At 69.4% G+C, this 24,014-nt stretch carries 27 protein-coding genes; 14 read left to right on the top strand and 13 right to left on the bottom strand.

Annotated elements, in window-relative coordinates; all coding sequences use genetic code 11:
• From ACP2AH_RS17985 to cysW, 4 genes are all read left to right on the top strand, one after another.
• On the top strand, positions 1-1,093 hold a 1,093-nt coding region (locus ACP2AH_RS17985; RefSeq protein WP_425107036.1), incomplete at its 5' end, for a glycosyltransferase.
• Between the two features lie 161 nt (positions 1,094-1,254).
• Complete coding sequence (cysP, locus tag ACP2AH_RS17980; RefSeq protein ID WP_425107035.1) at positions 1,255-2,280, top strand: thiosulfate ABC transporter substrate-binding protein CysP; 1,026 nt, start codon at positions 1,255-1,257, stop codon at positions 2,278-2,280.
• A gap of 150 nt (positions 2,281-2,430) precedes the next feature.
• Complete coding sequence (cysT, locus tag ACP2AH_RS17975; protein WP_421698884.1) at positions 2,431-3,252, top strand: sulfate ABC transporter permease subunit CysT; 822 nt, start codon at positions 2,431-2,433, stop codon at positions 3,250-3,252.
• Between the two features lie 2 nt (positions 3,253-3,254).
• A complete protein-coding gene (gene cysW / locus ACP2AH_RS17970) occupies positions 3,255-4,157 on the top strand; it encodes a sulfate ABC transporter permease subunit CysW (RefSeq protein ID WP_425107034.1) in 903 nt (300 codons plus the stop codon).
• 162 nt (positions 4,158-4,319) lie between these two features.
• Here the strand turns inward: cysW and ACP2AH_RS17965 are convergent, their stop codons facing one another.
• From ACP2AH_RS17965 to ACP2AH_RS17930, 8 genes are all read right to left on the bottom strand, one after another.
• Positions 4,320-5,279: an ornithine cyclodeaminase family protein gene (locus tag ACP2AH_RS17965; RefSeq protein WP_425107033.1), complete on the bottom strand. Its 960-nt coding sequence runs from the start codon at positions 5,277-5,279 to the stop codon at positions 4,320-4,322.
• Between the two features lie 12 nt (positions 5,280-5,291).
• On the bottom strand, positions 5,292-5,639 hold the full coding sequence (locus ACP2AH_RS17960) for a LapA family protein (RefSeq protein WP_244379900.1): 348 nt from the start codon (positions 5,637-5,639) through the stop codon (positions 5,292-5,294).
• Between the two features lie 22 nt (positions 5,640-5,661).
• On the bottom strand, positions 5,662-5,955 hold the full coding sequence (locus ACP2AH_RS17955) for an integration host factor subunit beta (RefSeq protein WP_244379899.1): 294 nt from the start codon (positions 5,953-5,955) through the stop codon (positions 5,662-5,664).
• A 75-nt stretch (positions 5,956-6,030) separates the two neighbouring features.
• Positions 6,031-7,011 carry a signal peptide peptidase SppA gene (gene sppA, locus ACP2AH_RS17950; protein ID WP_425107032.1) on the bottom strand — a complete coding sequence of 327 codons (981 nt, stop codon included), beginning with the start codon at positions 7,009-7,011 and terminating at the stop codon, positions 6,031-6,033.
• A gap of 80 nt (positions 7,012-7,091) precedes the next feature.
• Positions 7,092-7,709: a DapH/DapD/GlmU-related protein gene (locus ACP2AH_RS17945; protein WP_425107031.1), complete on the bottom strand. Its 618-nt coding sequence runs from the start codon at positions 7,707-7,709 to the stop codon at positions 7,092-7,094.
• Between the two features lie 15 nt (positions 7,710-7,724).
• On the bottom strand, positions 7,725-8,468 hold the full coding sequence (locus ACP2AH_RS17940; RefSeq protein ID WP_425107030.1) for a DUF1045 domain-containing protein: 744 nt from the start codon (positions 8,466-8,468) through the stop codon (positions 7,725-7,727).
• 13 nt (positions 8,469-8,481) lie between these two features.
• Complete coding sequence (locus ACP2AH_RS17935; RefSeq protein WP_425107029.1) at positions 8,482-9,621, bottom strand: alpha-D-ribose 1-methylphosphonate 5-triphosphate diphosphatase; 1,140 nt, start codon at positions 9,619-9,621, stop codon at positions 8,482-8,484.
• Positions 9,622-9,684: 63 nt separating this feature from the next.
• On the bottom strand, positions 9,685-11,274 hold the full coding sequence (locus ACP2AH_RS17930; protein ID WP_425107028.1) for a gamma-glutamyltransferase: 1,590 nt from the start codon (positions 11,272-11,274) through the stop codon (positions 9,685-9,687).
• A gap of 99 nt (positions 11,275-11,373) precedes the next feature.
• On the opposite strand from ACP2AH_RS17930, the gene ACP2AH_RS17925 reads away from it, so the two are divergent.
• From ACP2AH_RS17925 to ACP2AH_RS17915, 3 genes are all read left to right on the top strand, one after another.
• Entirely contained in the window at positions 11,374-11,613 is a 240-nt protein-coding gene (locus tag ACP2AH_RS17925; RefSeq protein ID WP_425107027.1) for a hypothetical protein, read from the top strand.
• 601 nt (positions 11,614-12,214) lie between these two features.
• Complete coding sequence (locus tag ACP2AH_RS17920) at positions 12,215-13,345, top strand: type III PLP-dependent enzyme (RefSeq protein ID WP_425107026.1); 1,131 nt, start codon at positions 12,215-12,217, stop codon at positions 13,343-13,345.
• A 197-nt stretch (positions 13,346-13,542) separates the two neighbouring features.
• Positions 13,543-14,139 (top strand): GNAT family N-acetyltransferase, encoded by a 597-nt coding sequence (locus ACP2AH_RS17915; protein ID WP_425107025.1) that lies wholly within the window; start codon positions 13,543-13,545, stop codon positions 14,137-14,139.
• 96 nt (positions 14,140-14,235) lie between these two features.
• On the opposite strand, the gene ACP2AH_RS17910 is transcribed toward ACP2AH_RS17915, so the two are convergent.
• Positions 14,236-14,652, bottom strand: a complete 417-nt coding sequence (locus tag ACP2AH_RS17910) for an Ohr family peroxiredoxin (RefSeq protein WP_425107024.1) — start codon at positions 14,650-14,652, stop codon at positions 14,236-14,238.
• Between the two features lie 228 nt (positions 14,653-14,880).
• Here ACP2AH_RS17910 and ACP2AH_RS17905 point away from each other — a divergent pair, with 228 nt between their 5' ends.
• The 4 genes from ACP2AH_RS17905 to ACP2AH_RS17890 are packed head-to-tail and all read left to right on the top strand — an operon-like array spanning position 14,881 to position 17,510.
• Positions 14,881-15,729, top strand: a complete 849-nt coding sequence (locus ACP2AH_RS17905; RefSeq protein ID WP_425107023.1) for a YgfZ/GcvT domain-containing protein — start codon at positions 14,881-14,883, stop codon at positions 15,727-15,729.
• Positions 15,726-16,325 (top strand): DNA-3-methyladenine glycosylase I, encoded by a 600-nt coding sequence (locus ACP2AH_RS17900; protein ID WP_425107022.1) that lies wholly within the window; start codon positions 15,726-15,728, stop codon positions 16,323-16,325. Before ACP2AH_RS17905 ends, ACP2AH_RS17900 begins: the two co-directional genes overlap by 4 nt.
• 10 nt (positions 16,326-16,335) lie before the next feature.
• Positions 16,336-17,007, top strand: a complete 672-nt coding sequence (locus tag ACP2AH_RS17895; RefSeq protein WP_425107021.1) for a YfbR-like 5'-deoxynucleotidase — start codon at positions 16,336-16,338, stop codon at positions 17,005-17,007.
• A complete protein-coding gene (locus tag ACP2AH_RS17890; protein WP_425107020.1) occupies positions 17,004-17,510 on the top strand; it encodes a tyrosine phosphatase family protein in 507 nt (168 codons plus the stop codon). The genes ACP2AH_RS17895 and ACP2AH_RS17890 overlap by 4 nt, the downstream gene beginning before the upstream one ends.
• 93 nt (positions 17,511-17,603) lie before the next feature.
• On the opposite strand, the gene ACP2AH_RS17885 is transcribed toward ACP2AH_RS17890, so the two are convergent.
• Positions 17,604-18,281, bottom strand: coding sequence for a L,D-transpeptidase (locus ACP2AH_RS17885; protein WP_421698870.1), 678 nt, complete (start codon positions 18,279-18,281; stop codon positions 17,604-17,606).
• Between the two features lie 307 nt (positions 18,282-18,588).
• On the opposite strand from ACP2AH_RS17885, the gene ACP2AH_RS17880 reads away from it, so the two are divergent.
• From ACP2AH_RS17880 to ACP2AH_RS17870, 3 genes are all read left to right on the top strand, one after another.
• On the top strand, positions 18,589-19,824 hold the full coding sequence (locus ACP2AH_RS17880; protein ID WP_425107019.1) for an MFS transporter: 1,236 nt from the start codon (positions 18,589-18,591) through the stop codon (positions 19,822-19,824).
• Positions 19,825-20,015: 191 nt separating this feature from the next.
• Positions 20,016-20,531: a hypothetical protein gene (locus ACP2AH_RS17875; protein ID WP_425107018.1), complete on the top strand. Its 516-nt coding sequence runs from the start codon at positions 20,016-20,018 to the stop codon at positions 20,529-20,531.
• A gap of 186 nt (positions 20,532-20,717) precedes the next feature.
• Positions 20,718-21,143: a DoxX family protein gene (locus tag ACP2AH_RS17870; protein WP_425107017.1), complete on the top strand. Its 426-nt coding sequence runs from the start codon at positions 20,718-20,720 to the stop codon at positions 21,141-21,143.
• Positions 21,144-21,226: 83 nt separating this feature from the next.
• Here ACP2AH_RS17870 and ACP2AH_RS17865 read toward each other — a convergent pair whose 3' ends face one another.
• From ACP2AH_RS17865 to ACP2AH_RS17855, 3 genes are all read right to left on the bottom strand, one after another.
• Entirely contained in the window at positions 21,227-23,044 is a 1,818-nt protein-coding gene (locus ACP2AH_RS17865) for a tetratricopeptide repeat protein (protein ID WP_425107016.1), read from the bottom strand.
• Between the two features lie 151 nt (positions 23,045-23,195).
• Complete coding sequence (locus ACP2AH_RS17860; RefSeq protein ID WP_425107015.1) at positions 23,196-23,630, bottom strand: phage holin family protein; 435 nt, start codon at positions 23,628-23,630, stop codon at positions 23,196-23,198.
• Positions 23,630-23,977, bottom strand: a complete 348-nt coding sequence (locus tag ACP2AH_RS17855) for a hypothetical protein (RefSeq protein ID WP_307018766.1) — start codon at positions 23,975-23,977, stop codon at positions 23,630-23,632. The genes ACP2AH_RS17860 and ACP2AH_RS17855 overlap by 1 nt, the downstream gene beginning before the upstream one ends.
• Positions 23,978-24,014 lie beyond the last annotated feature (37 nt).

The following is a 24,014-nucleotide window of genomic DNA, read 5'->3' as shown; positions in this document are numbered from 1 at the left end:
TCCACCGATCCGGGTTTTCGTGCAGCTTTCGCGCGGCCAGGACGCGGCCGAATGGGAGCGGAACCAGCGGAGCGGTACGCTCATCGGCATCAACGACCCCTCGCCCTATGGCTACCGGCGCGCCGAGCGCCAGGGCTGCGAGGTCCACTTCTCGTCCGCGGGTCGTGAGGGGCTGCTGGGGAAGGGCCTGCGCGGCGCGCTGCGGTTGGCGCTGGGCTTCGACCTCGTCCACGCCCTTCGCAACCGGGCGGAGATCTTCCGGGCCGATATCGTGTGGACGCACACCGAGGCCCAGTTTCTGGCGGTGGCGATGCTGCTCTCGCTGACGAGGCGTTCGTCCCGGCCCAAGCTCCTCGGCCAGTCGGTGTGGCTGATGGATGAGTGGCGGCGGGTGTCGCCGCTCCACCGTCCGCTCTACCGGTGGCTGCTCCGGCGGGTCGATGTGCTGACCTTCCATTCCCCGGAGAATCGGCGCCGCGCGCAGGAGGTGTTCGGCCGCCCCGATGCCGAACTGGTCCTGTTCGGCATTCCCAATGAGACCGTATTTCCCCCGCTGCGCGCGCCAGCGTGGCCGGTCAAGGTGCTCAGCGTCGGCAATGACCGCCACCGCGACTGGGCGACGCTGTTGGCGGCGCTGGGAAGCCAGGACGATGTCGAGCTCACCATCGTCTCGCGCAGCATTGACCCGCGCCTGACCCGGCCGCACGCCAATGTCCGGGTCGTCGCACCGGCCCATAATGACGAATTGCTGCGGCTCTACGCAGCGAGTTCAATCTTGGTGGTGCCGCTGAAGGCGAACCTGCACGCGAGCGGCATCACCGTGCTGCAGGAAGCGGCCCTGTGTGGTCTGGCGCTGGTCGCCACCCGCACCGGCGGGCTCGACGCCTATTTCGACGAGGCGGAGGCGACCTATGTGCCGGTGGGCGATGCCGCCGCGCTGCGGGCGGCGGTGCGCGAGCTGGCCGCCGATCCCGCCCGGCGCGACGCCCGCGCGGTCGCCGCCCAGCGCCGGATGATCGCCGGCGCGCTGGGCTGCGAGGCCTATATCAGCCGGCACGTCGCGCTCTCGCGCCGGGCTCTTGCGCGCCGCTGAGCCCCGCTTGCCGCCACTGTGCCGGACCACGCGACATTCCCCTCTTTCGCTGCGGCAGCCTGCGTGCTACACAAACTTAAGTGTGAAATAATTTTATTCACGTCATTTGTATGTATATGTGGCTGCGACGCCCCCGTCGCGCCCGTTCGTGGAGACTGCCCATGCGCCTCTCGCGCCGCCTGATCCTGACCGCGACCCTCGCCGCTGCGCTGGCGCCGTTCGCCCTCGCCGTGCCGCAGGCCCACGCGCAGGAGCCGAACCAGATCCTCAACGCCTCCTATGATGTCGCGCGCGAGCTGTTCGACGCCGAGAACAAGCAGTTCGAGCCGGCCTACAAGGCGAAGACCGGCAAGGAGATCAAGGTCAACCAGAGCCATGCCGGCACGTCGAAGCAGGCGCGCTCCATCGTCGAGGGTCTCGAGGCCGACGTGGTGACCTTCAACCAGATCACCGACATCACCTTCCTCGTCGACAAGGGCTTCGTCGCCAAGGACTGGCAGAGCCGCCTGCCCAACGGCTCCTCCCCCTGGTACTCCTTCCCGGCCTTCCTCGTGCGCGAGGGCAACCCGAAGAACGTGAAGAACTGGGACGACCTCGTCCGCGACGACGTGAAGCTGGTGTTCCCCAACCCGAAGACCTCGGGCAATGCGCGCTACACCTACCTCGCCGCCTATGCCTTCGCGCTGGAGAAGTTCAACGGCGACGTGGCCAAGGCCGATGCCTTCGCCAAGAAGCTGCTCTCCAACGTCGTGGTGTTCGACACCGGCGGGCGCGGCGCCACCACCTCCTTCGTCGAGCGCGAGCAGGGCGACGTGCTCATCACCTTCGAGGCCGAGGTGATCGGCGTGAAGGACGCCTACAAGGACAAGAAGTTCCAGGTCGTGGTGCCGGAGGTGAGCCTGCTCGCCGAATTCCCGGTCGCGGTGGTGGACAAGGTGGTCGACAAGCGCGGCTCGCGCCAGATCGCCACGGACTATCTCACCTATCTCTATTCGCCCGCGGGCCAGAAGGTCGCCGCCGAGTTCAACAACCGCGTCGTCGACCCCAAGGTCGCCGAGGAGTTCAAGGCCAAGTTCGTCCCCGTCCGCCTGCTCAAGGCCGAGGATGTGTTTGGCGGCTGGGCCAATGCGCAGAAGACCCACTTCGCCTCCGGCGGCAAGCTCGACGAGCTGTTCGTCGCCCCCTGAGGCGGGTACGTTAGCACGCCATGTTCATGTGAATAGCGGTTTCGTGCTGGACTTCTCCGTTGAACTGCGGCATGGCCGGGCTCGTCCCGGCCATTGCCTTTTCACCGCTGCCCGATCCCGTTCGGTGCCACCGTCGCAAGGAGCCGACCGTTGAACCGTGTCATACCGGGCTTCTCGCTCTCGCTCGGCATCACCGTGCTCTATCTCAGCCTGATCGTGCTGCTGCCGCTCGGCGCGCTGGTCTGGCAGGCGCTGGATGTCGGCTGGGACCGTTATCTCGCCATTATGAGCGGGGCGCGCACCCTGGCCGCCTTCCGCATCACCCTTTCCACCGCGGCGCTGGCGACCCTGTTCAACTGCGTCTACGGCCTCGCTCTCGCCTGGGTGCTGGTGCGCTACGAGTTTCCCGGCAAGCGCTATCTCGACGCGCTGGTCGATGTGCCCTTCGCCCTGCCCACCGCCGTGGCGGGCCTCGCCCTGTCCGCACTGTTCGTGAAGAATGGCTGGTTCGGCGGGCCGCTGGCGGCGCTCGGCATCGATGTCGCCTACACCCCGCTCGGCATCGCCATCGCCATGGCCTTCACCTCCATCCCCTTCGTGGTGCGCACGGTGCAGCCGGTGCTGGAGGATCTCGCCGCCGATGTCGAGGAGGCCGCGGCAACGCTCGGCGCCTCGGATCTGCGCATCTTCGCCCGCATCATCTTTCCTGCCATCCTGCCGGCCTTCCTCACCGGCGCCTCGCTCGGCTTCGCGCGGTCGCTGGGCGAATTCGGCGCCATCATCTTCATCGCCGGCAACCTGCCGCTGAAGACCGAGGTGGTGTCGCTGCTGACCTTCATCCGCATTGAGGAATATGACTACCCGGCCGCTGCCGCCATCGCCGCGACGCTGCTGGGTTTCGCTTTCGTCCTGCTGTTCCTGGTCAACATGCTCCAGCTCTGGCAGCAGCGCCGCGTCGGCACGGGGGATTGAGCATGGCTGTCGCACCGTCTCCCGGCCCCTCCCTGCCCCCCGCCACCGCGCCCACGCCGGGCCGCATCCGTGTCGGCGACGGGGCGGCGACGCGGCGCGTGCTGGTGGGCGGCGTGCTGCTCGTCACCGCGCTGGTGCTGGTGGCGCCGCTGCTGGCGATCTTTGTCGAGGCGTTCAAGCACGGCATGGCTGCCTATGCCGCCTCCTTCGCTGCGCCGGACACGCAATACGCCATCGGCCTGACCCTGTTCACCGCGCTGATCGTTGTGCCGGTCAATATCGGGTTCGGCATCGCGGCAGCCTGGTGCATCGCCAAGTTCCGATTCCCCGGCCGCAACCTGCTGGTGGCGCTGGTGGAACTGCCCTTTTCCATCTCGCCGATCATCGCCGGCGTCGCCTATCTCTTCGTCTATGGCGCGCAGGGGCTGCTGGGGCCGTGGCTGGGCGAGCACGACATCAAGATCATGTTCGCCGTGCCGGCGATCATCCTCGCCAGCCTGTTCGTCACCGCCCCCTTCGTCGCCCGCGAGCTGATCCCGCTGATGATCGCGCAAGGGTCGGAGGAGGAAGAGGCGGCCGTGACGCTGGGCGCGGGGGGCTGGCGCATCCTGCGCCTCGTCACTCTGCCCAATGTGCGCTTCGCCCTGCTCTATGGCGCGGCTTTGTGCAATGCGCGCGTGATGGGCGAATTCGGCGCGGTGTCGGTGGTGTCAGGCAATATTCGCGGCCAGACCAACACGCTGCCGCTGCAGATCGAGCTGCTCTACCAGGACAATAACGCCGTCGCCGCCTTCGCGGTGGCGACGCTGCTGACCCTGGTGGCGCTGGTGACGCTGGTGGCGAAGGCGATCATCGAGCGGCTCGACGCGGCGCGGGTGAAGGCGCAGGGCAAGCCGGGGCATTGAGCGGCGCGGGCTTGCTGCGGTGTGCGTGCTTCGAGGCCGCCCCTGCGGGCGGCGCCTCAGCATGACGGAGCTTCATGCACGACAAGGCGGCCCGTCATCCTGAGGTGCCCGGGCCCCGGCCCGGCCTCGAAGGACGCAGGCGGCCGATGCGGCGCCGGCTCCTCAGCCCTTCAGCGCCTTCCACACCAGCTCGGCGGCGGCGAGGTCCTCGATGGCGGTGCCGACCGATTTGAACAGGGTGATCTCGTCGGCGCTGCCGCGCCCCTTGGCGGTGCCGGCGGTCAGCTCGAACAGATCGCCCTGAATGTCCTCCGGCGCCAGCACGCCGCTCGCCAGCGGGATGACGATGTCGCCCGCCTCCTTGCCGGCTCCGGCGCGGGTGTCGACATAGACACGCGTCCGGCGGATCGCCGTGTCGTCGGCCTCGCGCATGATCGGGGTGAAGCCGCCGACGAGGTCGACATGCTGGCCGGGGCCGAGATAGCGCCCTTCCACCAGCGGCTGCGGCGAGAGCGTGGCTGACGTGACGATATCGGCCCCGGCAATGGCTGCGCCGCGATCGGCCTCGGCCGTGGCGTCGAAGCCCTCGGCACGTAGGGTTTCCGCCAGCGCTTCGGCCTTGGCGCGCGTGCGGTTCCAGATGGTGATGGTGCGGATCGGTCGCACGCTGGCATGGGCGCGGGCGAGATAGGGCGCGAGCGCCCCGGCGCCGATCACCGCCAGCCTTGTGGCATCTTCACGGGCGAGATAGCGGGCGGCGAGCGCGGAGGCGGCGGCAGTGCGCCACACGGTGAGGGTGCGCGCGTCCATCACCGCCAGCGGCTGGCCGGTGGCGCCGGAATTGAGCAGATAGAGCCCGGTGATGCTCTCGAGGCCCCGGGCACCGTTGCCGGGGAACACGGTCACCAGCTTGGTGCCGTAAACGTCGTCGTCCGTGCCCTCGCTGGTCCAGGCCGGCATCAGCAGCGCCGTGGCGTCGCCATCCGGGCGCGGCATGGTGTGGTGATGGCGCACCGGCACGGTGATGCGGCGGCGAAAGGCGGCCTCAAGCGCATCGATCAGCGCGGGAAAGGTCAGCAGCCCGGCGATCTCGCCGGACGACACGAAGCGCACATCGCTCATGGGAAGGTCCCGTCAGGCCGCGTCGCGACGATGGGCGAGCACCGGCCGCGTCACCGGGTCGCGATGGGCGGCGCGCAGTTCTTCCACTTCGGCATGGGCCGAGCGCGCCTCGCGGGCGGAGCGGCGGGCGGCCTTGCGGTAGCGGCCCTGGCTGAACCACGCCGCGACGCCGCCCAGCACCACGCCGACGATCATCGCGGCGAAGATGACGAGGAACAGCGGCGCTTCCACCGACCAGCCGCCGGCCCCGGTGAGCGGGTCGATCACCAGCGACACCGGATGGCGGTTGGCCACGGCGAGCATGACGAGCCCCACCGAGACCGGCAGGACGATGAGGATCAGCAGTAGACGACGCAGCACGACTTCTCCCTTCGGGTCAGCCTTATTCGAGGTCGACGCCATCGTTCAGGCGTTCGCGCATTTCCTTGCCCGTCTTGAAATAGGGCACGGCCTTGCCGTCGACATCCACATGCTCGCCCGTGCGCGGGTTGCGCCCGGTACGGGCCGGGCGCGCCTTCACGGAGAAGGCGCCGAAACCGCGCAGCTCGACACGGTCGCCGCGGCCGAGTGCCGCGACGATCTCGTCGAGTATGGCATTCACGATGTTCTCGACATCGCGTTGATAAAGATGCGGATTCGCCTCGGCGATCCGCTGCACCAATTCCGACTTGATCATCGACGCCCCGGCCCCTTTTCCGTTCGGCTCGTCGGTACTCCAAAAAATTTATATTTTGGAAGCTCTTGGCCCCGTCTAGCCACCGCGAGGGTGCCAGAGGGCCAGAAGACCGTCAAGGCGGGCCTGTTCCGCAGCCCCGCCCGCCGCATCTGCCACGAGACGGGCGATATCTTCAAGCCCGATCAACGACATCACACGCACCGTCACCGCGTGCAGCCAGCCGAATTCGTCGCCGGCGCGGTCGGTGTGCCAGTCGCGTATGGGAAGATCCTTGTCGATCCCCTTCTCGCGCGCCAGCCAGTCGCGGCCGGTGCGCTCGTCGCCGATCTCGTCGATGAGGCGCATGGGCAGCGCCTGATGGCCGGTGAACACCCGCCCGTCGGCGGCGAGGGCGAGCTTGTCGGCGTCGAGCAGCCGGCGCTCCGCCACCAGCCCCTTGAACCAGTCATAGCTGTCCGCCACCAGCGAGCGCACGGCAGCGCGGGCCTCCTCGGTCGGTGGATCGAACATGTTGGGCGCGGCCTTGAGCGGGCTCGACTTGATCTCCTCATAGGAGATGCCGACATTTTTCATCAGCTCGGCGAAGTTCGGGAATTGGAAGATCACCCCGATTGAACCGACCAGCGCGTTGCGCGGCGCGACGATGTGATCGGCGCCGAGCGCGGCGATGTAGGCGCCGGACGCGGCCATGCCGCCCACCACCGCGACGATCGGCTTCTTCTCCGCCAGCCGGCGCAGCGCGTCGTAGAGCGCAGCCGAGCCGACCACCGTGCCGCCTGGGCTGTCGATGGACAGGATCACCGCCTTGGCGCCGGACTTGCCGATGGCGTCCAGCATCTCGATCCGCTCGCGCTCATTGCGGATGACGCCGCCAATGGTGACGCGGGCGACATGGGCGGAGGCGCGCGGCAGCACCGCGCCGTCGCTCCACCAGGCAAAGGCGCCGAGCCCGCCGAAGAGAACCACCAGCAGCGCGAACACACGCCAGAAGGCGAGCTTGCGCCGCAGCCGGCGGCGGGCGAGCACCTCGTCGACATCAAGTGCGCTGGCGGCCATGGCGTTCTCCTGCGTTGCCGCCAAGGCGTAGCGGCGCGGCGCAGCCGGCGCAAGGGTGGGGAGGGTCGGGCGGGGCGGGGCTACCCGCCGTGCTTTTCCAGAAACGCCTCGATGGCGAGCGTGCGGAAATCCTCCAGCGCGGCGCGCAGGCGCGCATGGTCCCAGTCCCACCAGGCCAGCGCCTGCAGGCGGGCGGCGATGGCGGCGGGGAAGCGCTCGCGCACCGGCTTGGCCGGCACGCCGGCGACGATGGTGTAGGGCGCGACATCCTTGGTTACCACCGCGCCGGCCGCCACCACCGCGCCATCGCCGATGCGGCGGCCGGGCAGCACGATGGCGCCATGGCCGATCCAGACATCATGACCGATGGTCACCGGCTGGTCGCGGCGCCAGGCGAAGAAATCCGGCTCGTCCTGCGCATCGTCGAAATAGGCGGAGGCGCGGTAGGTGAAATGCGACTGGCTCGCCCGCTGCATCGGGTGGTTGCCCGGATTGATCCGGGTCATCGCCGCGATGGAGGTGAAGCGGCCGATGCGCGCATAGGCGATGTCGGAATCATTGACGACATAGGAATAGTCGCCGAGCTCGACTTCCAGCAGCTGGGTGCGCGGGCCGACCTCGGTGTAGCGCCCCAGCGTCGAGCGGGTGACCTCGGCGGTGGGATCGACGGTCGGCGCCGGGCCGAGCTTCTGTGCCATGGGGCGGACCTGCCTTCAGCTGCCGAAGGGAAAGCGGGCCACGAGGCGAAACGGCCCCGTCTCCTGCCGGTAAAGCGCGATTTCGCGCACGATGAGCGGCCCGTCGCCGCCGCTGGCGGCGAAATGCTCGGCCAGCTCCGCTTCCGCCAATGCCCGCTCCTCGTCTTCCAGCGGGCCGGTGAGCGTCATGTGGAAGCGGAAGTCGTCCAGCACATAGGGGTAGCCCCAGCGGTCGAGATATTCCCGCTGGCGCGGGGTGAGCGGGGCGCGCAGGCGCTTCTCGCGCTCGGCCTCGGTCATCGGTGCGCGGAATTCGTCCAGCGCGGCCACGGCGCCGGCGGCGAGCCGGTCCAGCGCGGCGCTGGGCGCGGCGAGGCGCAGAGCGAGGAAGCGGCCAATGCTGGCCAGCGTCACGCCCGGGCAGGCAAAGCCGGCGCGGTTGCCGGCAAAGCGGGCGCAGGCGGCGGTGAGTTCCGCTTCGCGCCGGCCGGGGGCGAGGCGGAACGGGGCTTTCAGCGTGGCGTGGAAGCCATAGCGGCGCGGCTCGGCGGTGATCTCCCTCCAGCGCGCGGCATCGAAGCGGCGCAGCGCCAGCGGCGGGGCCGGGGTGCCCGCTTCCGCGTCATAGCCGAGCACGGCGGAGCCGAAGCGCCAGAGCGGACTCTGCGCCGGCGGGGCGAAGTAGAGCGCGTAGCGCGGCGTCGCCGGGCGGGCGGCGGCCTCGACCGGCGACGTGGCGGGGTTCGGTTGCGCGGTCATGGGCGACCCCTTTTCAGAACACGCGCCGGCCGGCGACGAACACCTCGTCGATGCGGGGCGTATCCTCCGCGAGGCGGAAGCGCACGAGATCGGCGCGCAGCCCGGCTTCCAGCCGCCCGCGATCCTCCAGCCGGGCGAGCCGGGCCGGGGCGGCGGTGACAAGGGCGAGGGCGTCGGGCAGGGAGAGGTCGGCGGTGCGGGTCAGCGCCAGCGCCCCCTGCAGCAGGCTGGCCGGCACATAGTCTGAGGCGAGCGCGTCGAGCAGCCCTTCGCGGGCCACCTCGCGCATCGACACGCCGCCGGAATGCGAGCCGCCGCGCACCACATTCGGCGAGCCGCCAATGGTGGCGAGCCCGCCCTCGCGGGCGGCGCGCGCCGCCTCCAGCGTGGTGGGAAATTCGGAGATGGTGCAGCCGGCGGCCAGCGCCTCGTCGACATGGACCGGCGTGGTGTCGTCATGGCTCGCCAGCACGAGGCCCGAGGAGGCGAACAGCGCCACCATGCGCTGGTAGTTTTCCGCCACCGCGCCACGCGCGCGCTCGATCCGGTCGGCGACTTCGGCGTCGATGTCGCCGCCGCTCTTGCCGATGCCGGTGAGATAGACCTTGAGATGCTCGACATTGCGCCATTGCCGGGTGCCGGGCGTGTGGTCCATCAGCGAGGCGAGCGCCAACGTCGGCCGGCCGAGCGCGGCGTCGACCAGATCGGGCAGGGTGCGGTCGGTCAGCTCGCAGCGCAGATGGATGCGGTGGTCGACGCGGAACAGGTGGCGCTCGACGCCGGAATCGACCGCGTCCAGCATCACTTCATACAGCGCCCGGCGGTCGGCCTTGGCCTGGTCGAAGCCGCCGGCGCAGATGGCGTCATAGACGGTGGTGACGCCCGAGGCGGCCATCTGCGCGTCATGCGCCAGCGCGGCGGCGCGGGAATCCGGCCAGATCACCTTGGGGCGCGGCACGAAATGGCCTTCCAGCGCGTCGGTGTGCAGGTCGATCAGTCCCGGCGCGAGGAAGGCGCCTTCGCAGTCGATGGCGCCGGGAAGATGCGAGCGGCCTTCGTCGATCGCGCGGATGCGCCCTTCCCCATGGACCAGCGTGCCGTCGATCACGCGGTCTTCCAGAACAAGGCGGGCATTGGTGAGAATCACGTCCATGGCGGCGCGTCTCGCATGTTGTTGTGACCGTTCGATGAAGTCGCGGGGTGCTCACCCGCCGTCTCACACCCCGCCCGCGCCGCCTTCGCCGCGCGGATCATGCGCGGCTTCCAGCCCCGCCGTGCCGGGATGTCGCACGACCGCGCCGGCGCATCCCATCGCATCGGAAAATGGCACGTCGATGATCTCGACATCGTGACCGGCGGCGGCGAGCCGGTCGGCCACCTGCTCGTCAAACCCCGCCTCCAGAAGCAGCCGGTCGGCCCGCCGCCAGCGCGGCGCGGCAAGCGCGGCGCCGAGCGGGGCGCCGGCGAGGTAGCGGCTGAGCACGAGCGCCTCGGTCAGCGCCGGGCCGTCGCCGCCGCTGCCGAGGCCGATGACGCGCCCGTCCGCAAGCGACGCGAGGCCGGCACTCAGCGCCACTGGCGGGCGGCGACCGGGATGCAGCGGGGCGAGGGCGCGCGGATCGAGCGTGAAGGCGGCGCCGCTATTGTTCATCAGCACGCCGGTCGCCAGCAGCACCAGCCCGGATCCGAAGGGCGCATGCAGCGACTGCACGCAGGAGACCACCAGACCGTCTTGATCGGCCGCGCCGATCCACGCGCCGCCAATGTCTGGGGCCGCTCGGCGCTGGGCCGGCGCAGCGCGCCGGAGGTCGATCCCTGCCGCCGCGCGCGCCAGCGCTTCCGGGGCGAGGAGGTCGGCCGGGTCGGCGCTGAGCACGATGGAATCGGTGAGCGCCGGCGCGGCGATTTCCTGCGCCCGTCCGCCGGCCTCGATCAGGCCATGGACGGGCGCGAAGCCTTCGGCCTCGGTGATGCCGAGCCGGCTGAACAGCGCGAGGGTCAGCAGCGTCACCAGCCCCTGCATCGGCGGGGGCGGTGCCCACAGCGTCAGGCCTGGCAGCTTAAGGCTGAGTGCCGGCCGGGTGCGGGCGGTATAGGCGGTGAAGTCGGCGCGGGTGAGCGGGCTGCCGGCCCGTTGCAGATCCACCGCCATCTCGCGCGCGACATCGCCCCGGTAGAAGTCGTCGAGCCCGGCGAGGGTCAGATGTTCCAGCGTATCGGCCAGCCGCGCGCAGGGCTGATGCGTGCCGGCTTCCGGCACCGTGCCGTCCGCCGCGAGAAAGGCGGCGCGGAAGCCGGGTACGGCGTCGAGCGCGGCCCGTGCCCGGGTGGCGGCGCGGAACTGTCCGGGCGAGACCGTGCGCCCGGCGCGGGCCTGTTCCAGCGCCGCTTCCAGCAGCCGCCGCATCGGCATACGCCCGCCATGGGCGCGGGCGGCCTCCTGCGCCCGCATCCAGCCGCCAACCGTTCCGGGCACGGTGAGGGCGGCAAGCGGACCGCGCTGCGGAAGCTCGTCGAAGTCGCGCGCCCGGTAAAAGGCCACGTCGGCGCCCGCTCCCGCCGGGCCGGCGGCGTCGATCACGGTAACGCGCCCGGCGGGATTGCGAATCAACCACAGGCCGTCACCGCCCAGCCCGCCGAGATGCGGGCAGGCGACCGCCAGCGCGGCGGCGGCGGCGAGCGCGGCCTCCACCGCATTGCCGCCCTCTTCCAGCACGGCGCGGCCGGCCTCGGTCGCCTGCGGATGCGGGGTGGCAACCATGCCGGCGCCGGCACGCGCGCTCTCGTGAACCTGATCGTGAGCCATTCCGCACTCCACCTGCGCCCCTGCCGCCGCGCGGCGGCTTGACCCGCGCCGCCGGGCATAGCAGGTTGCGCCCCGCCGAAGTAGACGGATTGGGACGCGATGAGCACGGGCCGACGCATTCGCTGGGACAATGTCAGCACGGTGGCGAGCGCCGCCATCCTGCTGGGCGCCGAGCTGATCGGTGCCGGCCTTGCCGCCGGCTGGGCCCTCGCCGCCCTGTTCCAGGCGAGCCTGATGTGGGAACTCATCTTCGAGGGCGCCTTCGCCCTGCTCGCCGTCTACTGCATCTACCGCTTCGTGGTGAAGGCCAAGTCGGTCGAACCCTTCGTCGAAGGCTGACGCAAGCGGCATGCAAGCCCGGGGCAAGCCCCGCGCCGCCCTGCGATACCGCTTGCGGCGTGTGCATGCCGATATATCGGGCGCATGCGATAAAAATCGCAAAAGCCGCTTGCATATGACAGCGTAGAACCCTAAATCCCGTCCTGCCCAACATTCGCACGTGCCTGTGGTCGCGTGCCGATCGGCGGAAGTCCGGACAAGAGGCCGGAAAGTCGCCAGTCAGATCGGTAGCCGGAGGCGAAACCGGCGCACCTCGCTCTCAGCGGGGAACGTGACTTGAAGCAACGACGTACGGGCTTTTTTGGTCTCTGTCGGCCCTCCAAAGGTCGGGAAACTGAAGAGGCACTACTTCTTGCCGGGCGTGCGGTCGGGTCTCCCGTACCAAGCGAAGGCATTGGACGACGCTGGCGCTCTCCACATGCGCGCAGCGGCGCTTTGATGCCACGGCTCTATTCCGAACGGCCGAACGGCTCCTGCCGTGCGGCCGGCGGACGGATGCGCATTCCTGCCATCAACGCGGCCCATTGGCGCCGCTTGAGGGTGGTCGCATCCACATGTCCGCTTCATCTGGATCGAGGCTTCGGGTCTGTGGGAGAGCGCCATGACCGACCGTATTCGCGAATTTCTGCGCAACCGACGTGAGGACGGTCCTTGCGTCGTCGTCGATCTCGACGTGGTGCGCGCCAATTACTCTGCCTTTGCCCGGGCGCTGCCGGACACCCGCGTGTTCTACGCGGTGAAGGCGAACCCCGACGCGGCCATTCTCTCGGCGCTGGCCGAGATGGGCTCCTGCTTCGACTGCGCCTCGGTCGCCGAGATCATGATGGCGCTCGCCGCCGGTGCCTCGCCCGACCGCATCTCCTTCGGCAACACCATCAAGAAGGAGCGCGATGTGGCGCGCGCCTTCGAGCTGGGCGTGCGGCTGTTCGCGGTCGATTCCACCGAGGAAGTCGAGAAGATCGCCCGCGTCGCCGCCGGCTCCAAGGTGTTCTGCCGCATCCTGTGCGACGGCGCCGGCGCCGAATGGCCGCTGTCGCGCAAGTTCGGCTGCGAGCCGGACATGGCCGTTGACGTGCTGGAGCATGCCCACCGGCACGGGCTGGAGGCGCATGGCGTCTCCTTCCATGTCGGTTCGCAGCAGAAGAATGTCGAAGCCTGGGATTCCGCACTGGCCTCGGCCAGCGCGATCTTCCGCGAGTGCGCCCTGCGCGGCTTCTCGCTCAGCCTGGTCAATCTCGGCGGTGGTTTCCCGGCGAAGTACCTGCAGGACGTGCCGGCCGCCGAAGCTTATGGCGAGGCGATCTTCCGCGCCCTTTCCCGGCATTTCGGCAACGCCATCCCGCAGACCATCATCGAGCCGGGCCGTGGCATGGTCGGCGCTGCCGGCCTGATCGAGGCCGAAGTGGTGCTGATCTCGAAGAAGTCGGACAGCGATTCGGTGCGCTGGGTCTATCTCGACATCGGCAAGTTCGGCGGTCTCGCCGAGACGATGGACGAGGCGATCCGCTACCCGATCGTGACCCCGCGCGACGGCGATGCGGTGGAGCCCTGCGTGCTCGCCGGCCCGACCTGCGATTCGGCCGACGTGCTGTACGAGAAGACCCCGGTCCTGCTGCCGGTGTCGCTCGCCATCGGCGACAAGGTGCTGATCGAGGCCACCGGCGCCTACACCACCACCTATTCGGCGGTGGCGTTCAACGGCTTCGACCCGCTGCGATCCTATGTGATCTGAGCGGATTCCGACATCGGGTCGGATACCGCCTGCGTCCTTCGAGGCCCGCGCGTTGCGCGGGCACCTCAGGATGACGCGGGCTCTGCCTCCTCGTCATGCTGAGGTGCGGGCCTCCGGCCCGCCTCGAAGCACGCATGAGATCACCGCTTTTCCCTGTCCCTCTTTTGCCCGGTCCATCCCGGGTGTTGGAGGCCGTCATGTCCACCTCTTCGCTCGCCCGCACCACCCCGGCCATCTCGCTGGAAACCGCCGCCGATGTCGCCCAGCGCGAGGCGCTGCTCGACCTCGCCTTCGGCCGCGCCGCCCGCCTCGCCAAGACCAGCGAGCGCCTGCGCGAAGGCCGCAAGCCGGCCGAAGGCCTCGCCTTCGCTTCGCACGGCCCGGACGGGCGGGTGGTGGCGACGCTGCGCCTGTGGCACGTCACGGCCGGCCCCGGCCGCCCGGCGCTGCTGCTCGGCCCGCTGGCGGTGCATCCGTGGTTCCGCGACCGCGGCCTTGGCGGCGCGCTGATGAACACCGCCATCTGCGAGGCGACCCGGCTCGGCCATGGCGCCATCCTCCTGGTGGGTGACGCGCCCTATTATGCGCGCTTCGGCTTCGCCCCGGCGGTGACCGAGGGCCTGTGGCTGCCCGGCGCCTTCGACCGCAGCCGTTTCCTCGGGCTGGAACTGGTGCCCGGTGCGCTCGCCGGCGCGCGCGGCCTTGTCAGCCCCACCGGCGCGCCGGTGGAGCTGCCGAGCCTCGGCGAACTGGTGGCTCAGGGCGGCACGGGCGAGCTGCGCCGCACGGCATGAGGGCGCGCGCGGCGCCCCGCCGTCTCCAATCATCTGTCCAGACATGAAAATCCCCGGGCGAAGGCCCGGGGATGACATCTTTCGCGGGTGAGCGGCTCAGCCGACGCTGAGCTCGACCGGGATGTTGCCGCGCGTCGCCTTGGAATAGGGGCACATCTGGTGCGCGGCCTCCAGCACCTCCTGGGTCTGCTCGGGGGTCAGCGCCGGGGCCTTCAGCGAGAGCTTGGCGGCGAGGCTGTAGCCGTCATCGCCCTTCACCAGCGATACCGCAACGGTGACGGCGGCCCCGGACACGTCGAGCTTCTTCTGGTGGCCCACCGCCTCGACGGCGGAGCCGAAGCAGGCGGCATAGCCGGTGGCGAACAAATGCTCGGGCGTGGTCTTGCCGGAATCGAGCACGCCGTTCTTCGGCATGCCGAGATCGACCGAGACCGAGCCGTCGCTGGTCTGGGAATGGCCGTTGCGGCCGCCGATGGCGGTGGCGGTGCCGGTGAAGAGAACGGTGCCGGACATGCAAATCTCCCTGTGAATGATGGGGGCCGCGACCGGCCCGCACGCCTCAAGATGGGGCGCCCCGTGAGCCGGGCAACCGGGACGCGCCGGATTGACTGTCGCGGCCGCACGGCGGTGAGGATCTGTTCCCGTTTCGTTTCTTCAGGCTTGCCCGTCGGCGTCGCGCGTCGTACCTCTCGGGACAACCTGCCCGCCAGCCGGGCCCCTTTAAGTTCGGAGCGCGCCTCCATGCCGATCGCGATCCTGAAGGAACGCGCCGTCGCCCGCATCGCCGGGGCCGACGCCGCGCATTTCCTCGACAATCTGCTCACCGCCCGCACCCCCGCGCCCGGCGCGGCGCGCTATGCCGCGCTGCTCGCCCCGCAGGGCAAGATCGTCGCCGACATGATCGTGCTGGCGACGGAGGGTGGTTTCCGCCTCGATATCCCGCGCGCGGTCGCGCCCGATCTGCTCAAGCGGCTGCAGCTCTACCGGCTGCGGGCCAAGGTGGAGATCGGCCTGCTCGACGACCTCAACGTCGCGGTGGCCTGGGGCGGGGCGAGCCCGCTCATCGACACGCTTGCCTATGACGACCCGCGCCTGCCCGCGCTCGGCCGGCGCTTCCTGCTCCCCGCCGCCGAGGCGGCACAGATTTCCATGGTGCCGGAGGCGGAATGGCAGGCTCACCGCATCGCCCTCGGCGTGCCGGAGGGCGGGCAGGATTTTCTCTATGGCGATGCCTTCCCGCATGAGGCCGATATGGACCAGCTCGACGGGATCGATTTCGACAAGGGCTGCTATGTCGGGCAGGAAATCGTCAGCCGCATGCAGCATCGCGGCACCGCCCGCACCCGCATCATCCCCATGGCGCTGTGCGGCCCGCCGCCGGCCGAGGGCACGCCGATCACCGCGGGCGGCAAGAGCCTCGGCCGCATCGGTTCGGGAATTGACGGGCGCGCCCTCGCCCTGATCCGGCTCGACCGGCTGGAGGAGGCGCGCGCCGCCGGACAGATCGTGGAAGCCGACGGCGCGGCGCTGGTGCCCGAACGCCCGGCCTGGGCGCGCTTCCCCATTCCCGGCACGGAGGAGGGGGCGTGAAGGTCCATAGGCATGAAGATGGCGTGACGCGTTGCGCCTGGTGCGGCACCGATCCGCTCTATGTTGCCTATCACGACACGGAATGGGGCGTGCCGGAATATGACGACCGGGCGCTGTTCGAGAAGCTGATCCTCGATGGCTTCCAGGCCGGGCTCGCCTGGATCACCATTTTGCGCAAGCGCGACGGGTTTCGCGCGGCGTTTGACGGCTTCCAGCCGGAGATCATCGCCCGCTACACGCCGGACAAGGTGGAGGCGCTGATGCAGGACGCGGGCATTGTGCGCAATCGATCCAAGATCGAATCGACCATCCGCTCGGCGCAGGTCTGGCTCGACATTCAGGAGCGCGGGCCGGGTTTCTCCAAGCTGCTCTGGGACATCAACGGCCCGGTGCTCGACAATCGCCGCGCGCCCGGCGATCCGGCGCTGGTGACCTCGCCCGTGGCCATCGCCATGTCGAAGGAGCTGAAAAAGCGCGGGTTCAACTTCGTCGGGCCAACCATCGTCTACGCCTTCATGCAGGCCGTGGGCATGGTGGACGACCACGCCGTCACGTGCCACCGCCACGGGCTGGCGGCCCAAGATGCGCGGGCGTGAGGGCGGCGCGATGAGCCTTGCCGACACAAGGACGCCCGCAAAGAAGGTGGCGGCGGCCAGACCTGCGACGGCGAAACCCGTGCGCGCCTGGCAGCGCATGCTCTCGGGCCGGCGGCTCGACCTCATCAACCCCTCGCCGCTCGATATCGAGATCGAGGACATCGCCCATGGCCTCGCCCGCGTCGCCCGCTGGAACGGCCAGACGGCCGGCGAGCACATTTTCTCGGTGGCGCAGCATTCGGTGCTGGTGGAACTCATCGCCCGCCGGCAGGCGGCGGCGCGGGGCGCGGACATTGATCGTCGCTGGCGGCTCGCCATGCTGCTGCACGACGCGCCGGAATATGTGGTCGGCGACATGATCAGCCCGTTCAAGGCGGTGATCGGCGGCGACTATAAGGCGGTGGAGGCGCGTTTGCTGGCGGCGGTGAGCCTGCGCTTCGGCCTGCCGGCGCAGTGGCCGGCGACGCTGGTGGCCCGGGTGAAGGCGGCCGACCGCGCCAGCGCCTTTCTGGAAGCGACACGGCTCGCCGGCTTCGCCATCCCGGAGGCGCGGCGGCTGTTCGGCACACCCTGCCCGCTCGACAGCGCGTTGGAACGGGACTACCTCACCCCGTGGAGCGCGGGCGAGGCCAAGGCCCGCTTCCTCGCGCGCTTCGAGGAACTGGTCGCGGAGGCCCCATGATCCATGTCTGCCCGCTCTCGCGGCTGGAGGAAACCGTCGCCCGCACCCGCGCCGAGCATGTGCTCTCGGTGATCAATGTGGCGACGCCGGTGACGCTGCCGGCCACGGTGCGACCGGAGAACCATCTCTTTGTCGGCTTCAACGATATTCTCAGCCCGCAGGACGGGCTGATCCACCCCTCGCTCGACCATGTCGAGGCGATTCTCGGCTTCGCCCGCCGCTGGCCGCGTGAGGCGCCGCTGGTGGTGCATTGCTATCTCGGCGTGAGCCGCTCGACAGCCGCGGCCTATATCGCCGCCTGCGCGCTGGCGCCGGAACGCGACGAGGGCGAGATCGCGCAGGCGCTGCGCGCCGCCTCCCCCATCGCCACGCCGAACGCGCTGCTGGTGGAGATCGCCGATGGCGTGCTCGGCCGGCAGGGCCGCATGCGCGCCGCCATCGCCGCCATCGGCCGCGGCCGCGAGGCGATGGAGAACGAGCCGTTCGAGATCCGGCTGGGGTGAGCTGGGCCGGCTTGCCGGCCCTTCGCCGAGGCTGCGCGCAGACGCGATGCCCGGGCCTCGCCCGGGCATGCTCGGATCGTCCAGGCGGCCGGCTCAGCCGACCGGCGTGCCGGCGGCCGGCAGCACGACCACGCGGGTGCCGGTCGGCACGCGGCGGTAGAGGTCGATGATGTCCTGATTGATGAAGCGGATGCAGCCCGAGGACACCTGCGTGCCGATGGTCCAGGGCTCGGTGGTGCCGTGCAGCCGGTAATAGGTGTCGCGCCCGTCCTTGTAGAGATAGAGCGCGCGCGGCCCCAGCGGGTTGGTCGGGCCGCCGGGCAGGCCGCCGGCATAGGGGCCGTAGCGCTCCGGCTCGCGGGCGATCATCGCCTGGGTGGGCGTCCAGCGCGGCCATTCCGCCTTGCGGGCGACCACGCCCTCGCCGCGGAAATTGAAGCCTTCCTCGCGCCCCACGCCGACGCCGTAGCGCAGCGCCCGTCCATTGGCCATGACGAGATAAGCGAAGCGCTCATTGGGATCGACCACGATCGTGCCCGGCTGATAGCGGGTGGGATAGGCCACTTCCTGGCGCAGAAAGCGCGGATCGATCTGCGTCAGATCCACCGCCGGCACCGGGAACGGCTCGTCATTGATCGCCGCATACATGCGCAGATATTGCGGGTCCATGGCGGGGGGCAGGACGCGGCTCGCCACCGGCTCGCGCGTGGTGGCGCAGCCGGCGAGGGCGAGAGGCGAGGCGATCAGGAACAGGCGACGGTCGAGAAGCATGGGGGCGCACGCAGAGAGAAGGAGGTGGGGGAACGGCGAATGGGGCAATGACCCTCACCTACAGGCGAAGCGTGGCAAAGTTCGTGAACCGCGCGATCACGGGACCGTCACCCGCTTGAATTGCGGGCAGGTGTGGCGCGATGGCCTCATATTGCTGTAGTCCGGCACCGTCTGCCGGGTGCTTCGCACCTTTGATCGGTTTTGCTGATGCGTGTCCTGAAAACTATTTGTTTTCCAGCACGGCCCTCCCGGCGCTAGTTTTCGCCACAAAGGCGGCCGTGCCGCGCTGTGCCGAATCGAGGCCCCGATGTCCGCCACATCCGCCCCCCGCCCCGGCCTTGCGGCCCGCGCGCCGCTGCTCATCGTGCTGTGCGGCTGCCTTATCGCTATGCTGAGCTTCGGGCCGCGCGCCTCCTCGGGCATCTTCCTGCTGCCGATGACGGGCGAATATGGCTGGGGGCGCGACACGTTCGGCCTCGCCATCGCCATTCAGAACCTGCTCTGGGGCGTCGGCACGCCTTTCGCCGGCGCGGTGGCCGACCGTTTCGGCGTGACGCGGGTGCTGTGCCTCGGCGCCGCGCTCTATGCCGCCGGGCTTGTGCTGATGGCCTATTCGGCGACGCCGGGCATGCTGCATCTCTCCGCCGGCGTCTTGGTCGGCTTCGGCCTTTCCGGCTGTTCGTTCAACATCGTGCTCGCCGCCTTCGGCAAGATGCTGCCGGAAAAGTGGCGCCCGCTCTCCTTCGGTGCCGGCACGGCGGCCGGTTCCTTCGGCCAGTTCCTGTTTCCGCCGCTGGCGGCCGGGCTCAACACCACCATTGGCTGGCATCAGACCCTGCTGGTGTTCGGCCTCGCCATGCTGCTGATCATGCCGCTGGCGCTGGCGCTGTCCAGGGCGCCGGCCGCGCCCAAGGCCGGCGAGCGCCCGCAGTCGATCGGCGCCGCGCTGGGCGAGGCCTTCCGCCATCCCAGCTATGTGCTGCTCGTGCTCGGCTTCTTCACCTGCGGCTTCCAGCTCGCTTTCGTCACCACCCATCTGCCGGCCTATCTCATCGATCGCGGCCTCTCCATCACCGTGGGCGGCTGGACCCTGGCGGTGATCGGCCTCGCCAATATGGTCGGCTCGCTCGGCTCGGGCTGGCTGTCGAGCCGCATGCCGCGCCGTTATCTGCTGGCGGCGATCTATTTCGCCCGCGGCCTCGCCATCATCGCCTTCGTGCTGCTGCCGGCGAGCCCGGTGACGGCGATCGGCTTCGGCATCGTGCTCGGGCTGCTCTGGCTCTCCACCGTGCCGCCGACCTCCGGGCTGGTGATGCTGATGTTCGGCACGCGCTATCTCGCCATGCTCTACGGCTTCGCCTTCTTCAGCCACCAGGTCGGCGGCTTTCTTGGCGTGTGGCTCGGTGGGCTGCTCTATGAGAAGCTCGGCTCCTATGAGTTCGTCTGGTGGCTGTCGGTGGCGCTGAGCTTCGCCTCCGCCGCCATCAACCTGCCCATCGTCGAGAAGCCGGTGGCGCGCGGCGCGGTGCCGGCGGCGAGTTGAGGGATGGCGCGCATTTGCCAGCTGTTAACCGCGATCGTTCACCCTAGGGATCGTGGTACCGACAGCGTTGCGAGGGAGCCACACAAGGCCCGTTGCGTGCCCCGGCGAGAGGGGGTGATTCGCCGTGCGGCCTTGACAAGATGGGTCCATCGCAGCGCATCGTGAAAACTCCCGGAGCGATGGAAACCCTCATGCGTCTGTGTTCTGCCCTGCCGGCCGCCGCCCTTCTCGCTGCCACCGCCGCGCTGCCGATGTCCGCCTCGGCCGAGACGCTGACGGCGCAGGAGGCGCAGCGCTTCGTCATCGGGCAGACCTTCTCCTACACCTGCTATGAGGGCACGGTAGGAGCGGGGCGCATCCTCCCTGACGGTTCCGTCGCCGGCACCATCCAGATCCGTGGCAAGGGCAATACGCGCTATGTCACCCTGCCCGCCGGCACCATCATGGTGCGCGGGGAATCGGTATGCGCCAAGCTCAAGGGCGTCGCCTTCCAGCCCTGCTTCGAGCTGGAAAAGACCGACAAGGTCAGCTTCCGTGGCAATCTCGCCGGGGCCGACCGGCTGTGGTGCGAGTTCAAGCGCGGCGGCAGCGGCCGTACCCGCCTCGCCGAGCGCGCTGTGGCGCCCAAGGCGGCACCGACCCCGGCCAAGCTGGCCGAGGACAGCGCCGCCGCGCAGATGACCGCCGAGGTCGTTTCCGAGAAGTGATGCCGCCGGGCCTTTGCCGGCGAGGGCGCTGACGCCCCTGCGCGCGGCTGTCAATCGCTACGATATTGCGGATTTGCAAGATCGCTCCGGTATTGGCGGCTATCGTCTTGCGCCGAGCGTTGGGTTACCTCCGGGACATGACAGGCGCTGCCTGCTTCTCTCCTCAACGCTCCCGCGAGACCCGCCATGATCGATTCCCGTTCCGCGCCCTATGGCGCCTTCGTCCTCCGCGTCGCCCTCGGCCTGATGTGGGTGACCCACGCGCTGCTGAAATATGTCGTCTTCACCATTCCCGGCTTTGCCGGCTTCCTCGGCAGCCTCGGTCTGCCGGAAGCGCTGGCCTGGCCGGTGTTCCTCGCCGAACTCATCGGCGGCGTGCTGATCATCACCGGAATCTATGCCCGCCATGTCGCGCTGCTGCTCATCCCGGTCATGGCCGGAGCGATGAGCGTGCACATTCCCAATGGCTGGCTGTTCTCCGCCGCCGGCGGCGGCTGGGAATATCCCGGCTTCCTGATCGTCGCCTCCTTTGCGCTCTGGCTGATCGGCGACGGCGCCTTCGCCCTGCGCTCGCGCCCGCTGTTCTTCCTCGGCCGCCCCGCCACCGCCTGACCGGCGCTGGCCGTTATCAACGAAAAGGGGCGGGTCCCACCGGACCCGCCCCTCTTTTTATCCCGGCCGTGCGAAAGGCGGCGTCAGCCGCCATTGCCCGGCTTGGCGGCGTCCTGCGTCTTCTCCACCGCGGCCTTCTGCGGCTCGGGGGCGGGTGCCGCCTCGGTCTTCTGCGTCGCGTCCTTGCCGGCCTTGATGCGCTCGGCCTCGTCGAGACCCACCGCGATCTTGCGCTCGATATCGACCAGCTCGTCCGGTTCCGGCTTCAGGTCGCGGGCATGGTTCCACTTGAAGCGGGCTTCAAGCTTGCGGTCGACCTTCCAATAGGCGTCGCCGAGATGGTCGTTGATCACCGCCTCGTTCGGCTTGAGCTCGACCGCGCGCTCCAGTTCGCGGACCGCGTCGTCATAATGGCCGGTACGGTAATAGGCCCAGCCGAGGCTGTCGATGAAGAAGCCGTCATCCGGGCGCAGCTGAACCGCCTTGCGGATCATGTCGGTGCCGGCCTCGAGATTGATGCCCTGGTCGATCCAGCTATAGCCGAGATAGTTCAGCACATGCGGCTGGTCGGGGCTGAGCTGCAGCGCCTTCTTCAGGTCCGCCTCGGACTTGTCCCACTGCTTGGTCCGCTCATAGCAGGTGCCGCGGAAATAATAGAGCACCCAGTCCTTGGACTGCGGCGTGCCGAGCTGGTCGATGGCGGTGGTGTAGACGGCGGCGGCTTCGGCGAACTTCTCATTGGCGCGCAGCACGTCGCCCAGCGCCATGATCGAGCGCTGGTCCTTCACATCCGCCGCCACCACCTTCTTCAGCACGGCGAGCGCCTCGTCATGCTTGCCGACGGCGTCGAGGTTCAGCGCGCGCTGCACCTCAGCATTCATCTTGAACGGCGAGGAATCCGGCACGGAGGCGAAGAGGGCGATAGCGTCCTCATGCCGCTTCATCGTCTCGAACAGGTCGGCGAGGGTGATCGCCATCAAGGGCTGCGAGGGGTCGAGCCAGCGGCCGAGCTGGAGATAGACGAGGGCGAGATCCTCGCCGCCCTGGCGGCCGAGCGCGGCGCCGAGGCCATACAGCACTTCCGCCGCGCCGGCGGTGGGGGTGCTGACCAGCGGCGGCAGCGTCTTGCCCGCCTTCAGCTCCGCCAGCGCGCGCGCCACCAGCGGGTCGCCGGGCACCAGCTTGTCGAACGCCTCATAGGTGGCGATCGCTTCCGACTTGCCGGCATTGCGCGAGGCCCAGCGCGCATAGGCGTCGACGACGCGCAGCGTGCGCGGGTCGCGCTTGAGGGCGGCTTCCAGGCGCTGGCCGGCTTCCTTCTTCACGCCGGCGGCGTCGAGCATCAGCCCGGCGTGAAAATCCTTGAAGCCGTCATACCATTCCGGGCCCTGCAGCGCGTCGATGGCCTTGACGCCGGCGCGTGCGTCGCCGGAGCCGAACTGGCTCCAGGCGCTGAGCAGCGTGGCGTTCAGCTCGGCGATGGCGCCCTGGCCGGAGCGGCGCAGATTGCTGCGGGCGGTGACATATTGCTTGGCCTTGATGGCCTTCACGCCGAGAACCAGCCGCGCGAGCGTGTGTTCCGGGTCGATGCGCACCAGGCGCTGGGCGAGGTCCACCGCCTCGTCGATCGAGCCTTCCGCCAGCAAGGTGAGGAAGGCGCGTTCCTGCAGGTCGCGCTGGCGCGGGAACAGGCGGGCGAGTTCGCGGTAATAGGCCGCCGCCGCCGCCGTGTCGCGCTCATTGATGGCGAGGCGCGCGGCGAGGTAATTGCCGGCCGGCGAGGAACGCGCAATGAAGTCTGCCGGAGGGGCGTCGGCCCAGGCGGGCAGGGCGACGCCCAATGCCGTGAGCGTGGCGAGAATGGCCGCTCCCGGCCGCAGCGACAAACGTCGAAACGTCAAGTTAGAACCTCCTGCGGCAAACGGCACAGCCGGGTCCCCGTCAACGGGACGCCAGCCTCCGGCCTTCATGGCAGATTGGTCCTTTTTAGCTGCCCCTGCAATAACGGGAGCCTAATGCGGACCGGGCCCTTGCGAGCCCGGCGCCACATTTTCAGACGCGTCGGCCAAGAATAAGGCCGATAAGCGCCGCGCCCGCCGCAATTCCAAGCACGGTCTTCACACCGGCGGGAGGTACAGCCGGGCCCCCCGCGAGCGGTGCCGCCGGAGGAACGATGGGCGCCGCCGGCGGGGCGGCATAGCCACCATAGGCCCCGTACCCACCGAAGCCGACCGGGCGGCGTTGCCGCCGCGTCAGCGCCACCAGCAGGAAGATCACGCCGAGCGCCAGCAGGCCGCCGCCGATGATCAGTGCGGCGGTGAGCGCGTCATAGCGGTCCGCCAGCGCGATGAAGGAGGCGATGAGGAAAAAGACAGCCGACATCGCGACCAGCAGCCCGCCAATCGCGCAGAGCAGGGCCGTGCGTGCGGCCCTGCGCAGGGTGAGGCGGATTTCCGCCCCGAAGATCGCCAAGAGGAGGCGGAGCATCACTTGCCCCGCGACAGCAGGCCGAACAGGAAGCCGACGCCCAGCGCCGCGAGCACGGAGCCATAGGGGTTGCGTTCGATGGTGGCGCCGAGATCGCCGGAGAGCGCCTGCGCCCGCGTCCGTGCCTCCTGCAGCGCCGCATAGCCTTCCTCGGCGAGGCCGGAGGCGGCGGCTTCGGCGCGCGCGGCACCGGAGCGGATGCGGCCTGTGATGGCGTCCGCCGCCGCGCTGCCTTCCGAGCGGGCGAGGGCGGTCAGCGTTTCGGTGAGCTTTGCCACATCGCCCCGCAGGGTGGCGAGGTCGGCGGACAGCTTGGCGAAATCGTCCTGCGGGTTGGGCTGAGCCATCGAAAGTCTCCGGGTGAGGAACGTAACGGGGGACGTG

Source organism: Ancylobacter sp., from assembly GCF_965249975.1.
GTDB lineage: Bacteria > Pseudomonadota > Alphaproteobacteria > Rhizobiales > Xanthobacteraceae > Ancylobacter.
The sequence above is the reverse complement of the archived record's forward strand: the minus strand, read 5'-3'. Positions and strand labels throughout refer to the sequence as shown.

Coding starts and splice junctions, on each gene's coding strand:
- ACP2AH_RS17895 (WP_425107021.1), top strand. CDS start 16,336: ATGAGCCTTGCCGACACAAGGACGCCCGCAAAGAAGGTGGCGGCGGCC.
- ACP2AH_RS17945 (WP_425107031.1), bottom strand. CDS start 7,709: ATGGCACAGAAGCTCGGCCCGGCGCCGACCGTCGATCCCACCGCCGAG.
- ACP2AH_RS17880 (WP_425107019.1), top strand. CDS start 18,589: ATGTCCGCCACATCCGCCCCCCGCCCCGGCCTTGCGGCCCGCGCGCCG.
- ACP2AH_RS17935 (WP_425107029.1), bottom strand. CDS start 9,621: ATGGACGTGATTCTCACCAATGCCCGCCTTGTTCTGGAAGACCGCGTG.
- ACP2AH_RS17915 (WP_425107025.1), top strand. CDS start 13,543: ATGTCCACCTCTTCGCTCGCCCGCACCACCCCGGCCATCTCGCTGGAA.
- ACP2AH_RS17860 (WP_425107015.1), bottom strand. CDS start 23,630: ATGCTCCGCCTCCTCTTGGCGATCTTCGGGGCGGAAATCCGCCTCACC.
- ACP2AH_RS17875 (WP_425107018.1), top strand. CDS start 20,016: ATGCGTCTGTGTTCTGCCCTGCCGGCCGCCGCCCTTCTCGCTGCCACC.
- ACP2AH_RS17890 (WP_425107020.1), top strand. CDS start 17,004: ATGATCCATGTCTGCCCGCTCTCGCGGCTGGAGGAAACCGTCGCCCGC.
- ACP2AH_RS17920 (WP_425107026.1), top strand. CDS start 12,215: ATGACCGACCGTATTCGCGAATTTCTGCGCAACCGACGTGAGGACGGT.
- ACP2AH_RS17905 (WP_425107023.1), top strand. CDS start 14,881: ATGCCGATCGCGATCCTGAAGGAACGCGCCGTCGCCCGCATCGCCGGG.
- cysP (WP_425107035.1), top strand. CDS start 1,255: ATGCGCCTCTCGCGCCGCCTGATCCTGACCGCGACCCTCGCCGCTGCG.
- ACP2AH_RS17925 (WP_425107027.1), top strand. CDS start 11,374: ATGAGCACGGGCCGACGCATTCGCTGGGACAATGTCAGCACGGTGGCG.
- ACP2AH_RS17870 (WP_425107017.1), top strand. CDS start 20,718: ATGATCGATTCCCGTTCCGCGCCCTATGGCGCCTTCGTCCTCCGCGTC.
- ACP2AH_RS17965 (WP_425107033.1), bottom strand. CDS start 5,279: ATGAGCGATGTGCGCTTCGTGTCGTCCGGCGAGATCGCCGGGCTGCTG.
- ACP2AH_RS17955 (WP_244379899.1), bottom strand. CDS start 5,955: ATGATCAAGTCGGAATTGGTGCAGCGGATCGCCGAGGCGAATCCGCAT.
- ACP2AH_RS17940 (WP_425107030.1), bottom strand. CDS start 8,468: ATGACCGCGCAACCGAACCCCGCCACGTCGCCGGTCGAGGCCGCCGCC.
- sppA (WP_425107032.1), bottom strand. CDS start 7,011: ATGGCCGCCAGCGCACTTGATGTCGACGAGGTGCTCGCCCGCCGCCGG.
- cysW (WP_425107034.1), top strand. CDS start 3,255: ATGGCTGTCGCACCGTCTCCCGGCCCCTCCCTGCCCCCCGCCACCGCG.
- ACP2AH_RS17910 (WP_425107024.1), bottom strand. CDS start 14,652: ATGTCCGGCACCGTTCTCTTCACCGGCACCGCCACCGCCATCGGCGGC.
- ACP2AH_RS17855 (WP_307018766.1), bottom strand. CDS start 23,977: ATGGCTCAGCCCAACCCGCAGGACGATTTCGCCAAGCTGTCCGCCGAC.
- ACP2AH_RS17885 (WP_421698870.1), bottom strand. CDS start 18,281: ATGCTTCTCGACCGTCGCCTGTTCCTGATCGCCTCGCCTCTCGCCCTC.
- ACP2AH_RS17930 (WP_425107028.1), bottom strand. CDS start 11,274: ATGGCTCACGATCAGGTTCACGAGAGCGCGCGTGCCGGCGCCGGCATG.